8 protein-coding genes are annotated in these 5,375 nt (G+C 47.2%); 3 read left to right on the top strand and 5 right to left on the bottom strand.

What is annotated here, in order from left to right; translation table 11 throughout:
- Positions 1-240 precede the first annotated feature (240 nt).
- The gene (locus tag F6K37_RS31205; RefSeq protein ID WP_287254423.1) at positions 241-924 is read right to left on the bottom strand and encodes a Uma2 family endonuclease; all 684 of its coding nucleotides are present in this window, start codon (positions 922-924) and stop codon (positions 241-243) included.
- A 187-nt stretch (positions 925-1,111) separates the two neighbouring features.
- Positions 1,112-2,017 carry a Uma2 family endonuclease gene (locus F6K37_RS31200; protein WP_071108098.1) on the bottom strand — a complete coding sequence of 302 codons (906 nt, stop codon included), beginning with the start codon at positions 2,015-2,017 and terminating at the stop codon, positions 1,112-1,114.
- An 87-nt stretch (positions 2,018-2,104) separates the two neighbouring features.
- Between F6K37_RS31200 and F6K37_RS31195 the strand changes: the two genes are divergently transcribed.
- From F6K37_RS31195 to F6K37_RS31185, 3 genes are all read left to right on the top strand, one after another.
- Positions 2,105-2,329, top strand: a complete 225-nt coding sequence (locus F6K37_RS31195) for a hypothetical protein (protein ID WP_154659904.1) — start codon at positions 2,105-2,107, stop codon at positions 2,327-2,329.
- Positions 2,330-2,344: 15 nt separating this feature from the next.
- Complete coding sequence (locus F6K37_RS31190) at positions 2,345-2,824, top strand: hypothetical protein (RefSeq protein WP_287254421.1); 480 nt, start codon at positions 2,345-2,347, stop codon at positions 2,822-2,824.
- A gap of 555 nt (positions 2,825-3,379) precedes the next feature.
- A complete protein-coding gene (locus tag F6K37_RS31185; protein ID WP_009149902.1) occupies positions 3,380-3,838 on the top strand; it encodes a peptidoglycan-binding domain-containing protein in 459 nt (152 codons plus the stop codon).
- Positions 3,839-4,253: 415 nt separating this feature from the next.
- Here F6K37_RS31185 and F6K37_RS31180 read toward each other — a convergent pair whose 3' ends face one another.
- From F6K37_RS31180 to F6K37_RS31170, 3 genes are read right to left on the bottom strand one after another with little or no spacing between them, the layout of a single operon-like run.
- Positions 4,254-4,658, bottom strand: coding sequence for a type II toxin-antitoxin system VapC family toxin (locus tag F6K37_RS31180; protein ID WP_009149899.1), 405 nt, complete (start codon positions 4,656-4,658; stop codon positions 4,254-4,256).
- Positions 4,658-4,900 carry a type II toxin-antitoxin system VapB family antitoxin gene (gene vapB, locus F6K37_RS31175; RefSeq protein WP_009149896.1) on the bottom strand — a complete coding sequence of 81 codons (243 nt, stop codon included), beginning with the start codon at positions 4,898-4,900 and terminating at the stop codon, positions 4,658-4,660. Before vapB ends, F6K37_RS31180 begins: the two co-directional genes overlap by 1 nt.
- A 33-nt stretch (positions 4,901-4,933) precedes the next feature.
- On the bottom strand, positions 4,934-5,077 hold the full coding sequence (locus F6K37_RS31170; protein WP_287254418.1) for a hypothetical protein: 144 nt from the start codon (positions 5,075-5,077) through the stop codon (positions 4,934-4,936).
- Positions 5,078-5,375 lie beyond the last annotated feature (298 nt).

Here is a 5,375-nt window from a genome sequence, read left to right as displayed (position 1 = left end):
TGAAATTCGTCAGGCAAACCAGGCTCCTCTGGGTCTTCACTAGGTAAGTCATACATAGTCGGCATAGTTTCGCTGGGAGAAAGCGGTGGGTCAGTTTGGTACATGATCTTCTGTTGAACCTGATAGTTTGAGGGTAGCACTTGGGTAAGTCACCTAGGGTCCCAGCAGTGGGTTTGTTGCTGTTTGCGTTCGCGAAGCGTGACCGAAGGTCAATCGCAATAGCCATCTCCCCAGTATCAGCTACTGAGCCAATCGAGCCACAAAGTCTTTATGTGCCTTTGAGTCTATCCCCTCCTGAAGCACTGCCAATACCCGTTGCATTTCTCCAGCTAGTAACGCCCCTACTGCCAACTGCAATCCTGGAAACACGTTACTGCTCAGCACCCCCAACTGATCGGGCTGCTGCTGTACATACTCCCCTGCATCCAATTCATACCAGCGAAACTGTTGCTCTTGCACCAGCCAAACTAGATACTCCCTTACTCCATTGCGCCGGTAAGCCCGTAGCTTGTCATGTAGGTCGTAGGAAGCACTACTGGCCGCAATCTCGACAATCAACTCCGGTGCTCCTTCTACATAGTCATCGTCACTAATGCGGGACTGTCCACCCTTTTGTTGATCAATGCGCAGAATTGCATCCGGTTGGGGCTCATTATCAAAATCTAACTGCACCGTAGGATTGTCTCCCAACATGACACCAGGGGTAGCGGCTTCATAGACTCCTAGCCAGGTAATGATTTTTCCATGGGGATTGGCATGTTTAGTGATCCTGACGGGAGATGCCACGTAAACGACTCCTTCAATCAATTCCGCTTTCTTGGTATCAGGCATTGCCTGGTATCGTCGTTCAAATTCCACCCGAGTTAAGCGATCGCCGTTTTCCAGAATGGGAATTAGCATCGGTTGTGATGTTGATGTTGCCATAAGCTGTTACCCATTTAAACTCCCTTGTCTTGATGCAATAGCGAGTGGGGGAAACCCCCTGTTCCCTTGCTGCATCGCTTTATGAAATCAGGAAAAAAACCCTGAAACTCTTTTCCCTTCTGCCTTCTGCCTTCTGCCTTCTGCCTTGCTGTTTTGCAATTTAAATGCACAACAGCTTAGACCCCCCTTACAAATCATCGGGATTGATGCCAAGGGTACGCAATTTTTCTGCCAATCGTTCTGCCCGTTGGCGTTCCTGTTCTGCCCGTTGGGATTCCTGTTCTGCCCGTTGGGATTCCTGTTCTGCCCGTTGGGATTCCTGTTCTGCCCGTTGGGATTCCTGTTGAGCGTGTTCTTTTAAAGTCTCAATCCAATTACCAGCTTCATCATACCAACGCAGCCACAACCCTTCTGTTTCTTGATATTTCCCAAGCCAGACTCCTAACCCTAATTCCAGTTCTCGAATCCAAAATTTGGGTTCAGAAAGCTCTACTTCCTGATACTGGGCGGGCATTAATTGAAACACCCGCAACTGGTTTTGATAACGGTCAAAGACCACATAGTAAGGAATCCGCATATATTGTTCATATGCTTGCCATTTGGTGGGTGGCTTGTTGGCAGACCTTAGGGTTTGTCCTAAATCTTCAGCTTCCGTACCTGGTGATAGGAGTTCCACTACCAAAAATGGCGCTCTTCCTTCCTGCCAAACCACATAACTCCAGCGAAGGTCTTTTTGTTGTTGAGCGGGAGTCACACCCAGTACCAGAAACCAATCTGGTCGTTTGTGCCACAACAAATGATGACTATCGTAATATAAATTGAGGTCTGTACCAATAAACATTTCCTCCCTGGGATAGTTGGGAGGTTGGCAGGTTTCCCGCAATAGCTGGGGTTGGAAGTCATGAAATTCGTCAGGCAAACCAGGCTCCTCCGGGTCTTCACTAGGTAGGTCATACATAGTGGGCATGGTTTCCCACACTGGACGGGGATGAACAGTTGGATCTAATTCCTCTTCGTCTGGGTCTTCACTAGGTAGGTCATACATAGTGGGCATGGTTTCCCTGGGAGGACGGGGTGGGTCAGTTTGGTACATGATCCTCTGTTGAGCCTGATAGTTTGAGCTTAGCATCTTGGGTTTTAGGGAATCGGGAGGTGGGAATCGGGAGGTGGGAATCGGGAGGTGGGAATCGGCAAGAGGCAACATTCAACATTCAACCTGCCAACCTACCCTACAAGGGACGGCAAGGGCGAACAACCAACTAACCTAGCCTACAAGGGACGCCAAGGGCGAACAACCTTGGCCTTTCGGCCACGCTACGCGAACAACTTGACAACTTTCAACCTACCCTTCACCGAACGCCAAAGGCGAACAACTTTTCCAACCCCTACTCCCGGCCACCTCTAAGATTCTTCTTCGTCGATGTCGATCGCATTTTCCTACCACAGCCATCTGCGATCGCATTTTCCTACCACAGCCATCTGTGATCGCATTTTCCCACCACAGCCATCTGCGATCGCATTTTCCCACCACAGCCATCTGCGATCGCATTTTCCTACCACAGCCATCTGCGATCGCATTTTCCCACCACAGCCATCTGCGATCGCATTTTCCCACCACAGCCATCTGCGATCGCATTTTCCCACCACAACCGATTCCCGATTCCCGATTCCCACCTCCCGATTCCCGATTCCCAATTCTCAATTCTCAATTCTCAATTCTCAATTCTCAATTTCCTGTAGTATCCACTGTCTAGAGAGGTATTTTTCGCTTAGGATTGAAAATTGTTATGATCACGGGTTATTCAACAGAAAAACAAAGGAAGCTTTTGCCGAAATACCACCTGCAATTCCTGAAGCATACAATAGCGGTTATAAATTGAAGATCAGACAGCTTAATTGAGTATAACGGAAAAACAAACCAATAATTGTTCCATCTTTTTTCGGTTGCTCAATCGGTCTGGACTAGATCTATCGCAGTTCTCAATTGGTTGAGGTAGATTTTGGAGTTTAGGCAAAAGGCAAGAGGGAACAGGGAAAAAATCCTGTGTACTTCATAGGTATGAGGTAAGCATTCAGCCGTCAGCCGTCAGCCGTCAGCTTATTTTATTCACAAGTTGTTCGGTGTAGCGTGCGCTATGGGCATAAACTGTTTCGGTAGCGTGGCCAAAGGCCTTTAGCTGAATACTTACGATCTGAAAAACCCTATAACCACAGGATCGCTATCAAAAACGCGTTCGCGTAGCGTGACCAAAGGTCAATCGCGTGCATCTCATTAAAGTTTGACTCGGTGATGGGTTACTACCGACCGTTGATTAGCTGACGGCTGAGGGCTGATAGCTGAATGCTTACCTCCCTACTCCCTACTCCCTGCTCCCTACTCCCTAATTCCTACCCAATTGAAAACCTTGAATAGTCGCTTGTTAACCAAAACCTATTCACAACTTCAGCACAAATCATGAAAAACTCAGAAATACCAATCCCAAATCCCGCCCAAACCATGATGGCGGATGACCAATCCATGACCAATTCACCAGAAACTATGGACAATCAAGACCTAGGGATGGCAACCGCCCCATCCATGGAAAGCCCAAAAGAAGTGATCAACGTTGACGCCCAACATTCCTATCCTCCCTATCCTCCCTATAACCCACCATCCCTAACCCTTGACACAATTACTACTGTGACTATGCCAGTGCTGACTCCTGGTAACAATGGTGACGCCGTACGATTTTTGCAGCAGATCCTAATCAGCTTGGGCTACACCATTGTTAAATTTAACGCCAATTTTGACCGATATACCTACCTAGGTGTGACTCAATTCCAACGCAACAACCGTTTGAAAGTGGATGGAGTAGTTGGCTGGCATACCTGGCGTAAGTTGGGTGAAGCTAGTGTCTCCCGGCGTCGTTACTAGGGCATAGGGAGTAGGGAGTAGGGAGTAGGGAGTAGGGAGTAGGGAGTAGGGAGTAGGGGAGTCAGATCAGTTTTCCCTTTTGCCTCTTGCTTCTTGCCTATTCTGTATTCCCGATTCCCGATTCCCGATTCCCGATTCCCGATTCTAAATTCTAAATTCTAAATTCTAAATTCTAAATTCTAAATTCTAAATTCCCGATTCCCTGTTCCCTCCTGATTAATCATTCGCCCAGGAAAAATTGACACAAATATCCAATATACTGCTCGCTTTGTGTATGCTTTAATTACACAGATACCTCTCTAGCATTTTCATTGTTTCACATCTCAACTGAAAATGCTAGGGTTGATCAGATACTTTAGAAAAGTTAGCAATCAAAAAGACAACCGGATCAATCCGGTCATTTATTATCATCCCTCTACTTAACGTCGAGGACTTTCAACTGCAAGTTTTTTTGGTAGGCGCGGATTTCTCGATCCACAGTTGCCACTGTCAAACCTTTCTCCAAAGCCTGGCTGATCAGCATCCTATCAAAGGGATCGCGATGGAGCAGGGGCAATTTTGATAACTGAGTAACACTACCTTCATCAAGATCGAGACTAGCAATTTGGTGAAGTTCACGCTGCTTTGGCAAAAACTTCTCTGGTGGCTCTGGCAATGGTAGCTTACCCAGTTGATACTTGACTATTGCCTCCCAAACTGAAACAACACTCAAGTAGACTTCGTTATCTGGGTCGCGGATGATGTCTCGAACATCTGTTGATAGCCGAGTGTCGCCACTGATGAACCATAGGAAAATATGCGTATCTAACAGAATTTTCACTATTGCTCAAACCCGTCTAGAATCTCATCTGGCAACGGGGCATCAAAATCATCAGGGACTTTAAACTGGCCGAGACAGAGTCCAAATGGACGTAACTGCTTTTGAGGAGTAGTTTCAGACTGCTGCTGTCCATACTTGCCCAACAGAAAATCAATGAAGTCTAATACCTGCTGCTGGAATACAGGTGGTAGCGCTTGCCATTTAACAAACAGCTCTTCCCTAGTTGCAGTAGGAGCATCCATGATTTATTACCTTAAACTATAGTCCACTTTATTCTAGCTGGGAGTAGGGAGTAGGGAGTAGGGAGTAGGGAACAGGCAAGAGGCAAAAGGCAAGAGGCAAGAGGCAAGAGGCAAGAGGGAACGCTGAGCTGACTCCCGATCTCCCCACACTTTCGACAGTTGAGAAAACCGTTGCACTGAGCACATAGTTCCGACACTCCCCCCCGAAGTCCCTTTTTAGATCAATTTTGATCAAAAAACCGTTGCACTGAGCGCACACTTGAAAAAACCGTTGCACTGGCCGCACACTTCCGACACTTGGGACACTCCCCTTGCTTGGAAGTTCCTTTTCCTATCAATAGTGATCAGAAAACCGTTGCACTGAACGCACACTTCAGAAAACCTTTGCACTGAGCGCACACTTCAGAAAACCATTGCACTGGCCGCACAGTTCCGACACTGTTGCCTATTGCTAGCATGCCTATTCCCGATTCCC

The sequence above is a fragment of the Moorena sp. SIO4E2 genome (assembly GCF_010671945.1).
GTDB lineage: Bacteria > Cyanobacteriota > Cyanobacteriia > Cyanobacteriales > Coleofasciculaceae > Moorena > Moorena producens.
The sequence above is the reverse complement of the archived record's forward strand: the minus strand, read 5'-3'. Positions and strand labels throughout refer to the sequence as shown.

Coding starts and splice junctions, on each gene's coding strand:
- F6K37_RS31205 (WP_287254423.1), bottom strand. CDS start 924: ATGGCAACATCAACATCACAACCGATGCTAATTCCCATTCTGGAAAAC.
- F6K37_RS31200 (WP_071108098.1), bottom strand. CDS start 2,017: ATGTACCAAACTGACCCACCCCGTCCTCCCAGGGAAACCATGCCCACT.
- F6K37_RS31190 (WP_287254421.1), top strand. CDS start 2,345: ATGTCGATCGCATTTTCCTACCACAGCCATCTGCGATCGCATTTTCCT.
- F6K37_RS31185 (WP_009149902.1), top strand. CDS start 3,380: ATGAAAAACTCAGAAATACCAATCCCAAATCCCGCCCAAACCATGATG.
- vapB (WP_009149896.1), bottom strand. CDS start 4,900: ATGGATGCTCCTACTGCAACTAGGGAAGAGCTGTTTGTTAAATGGCAA.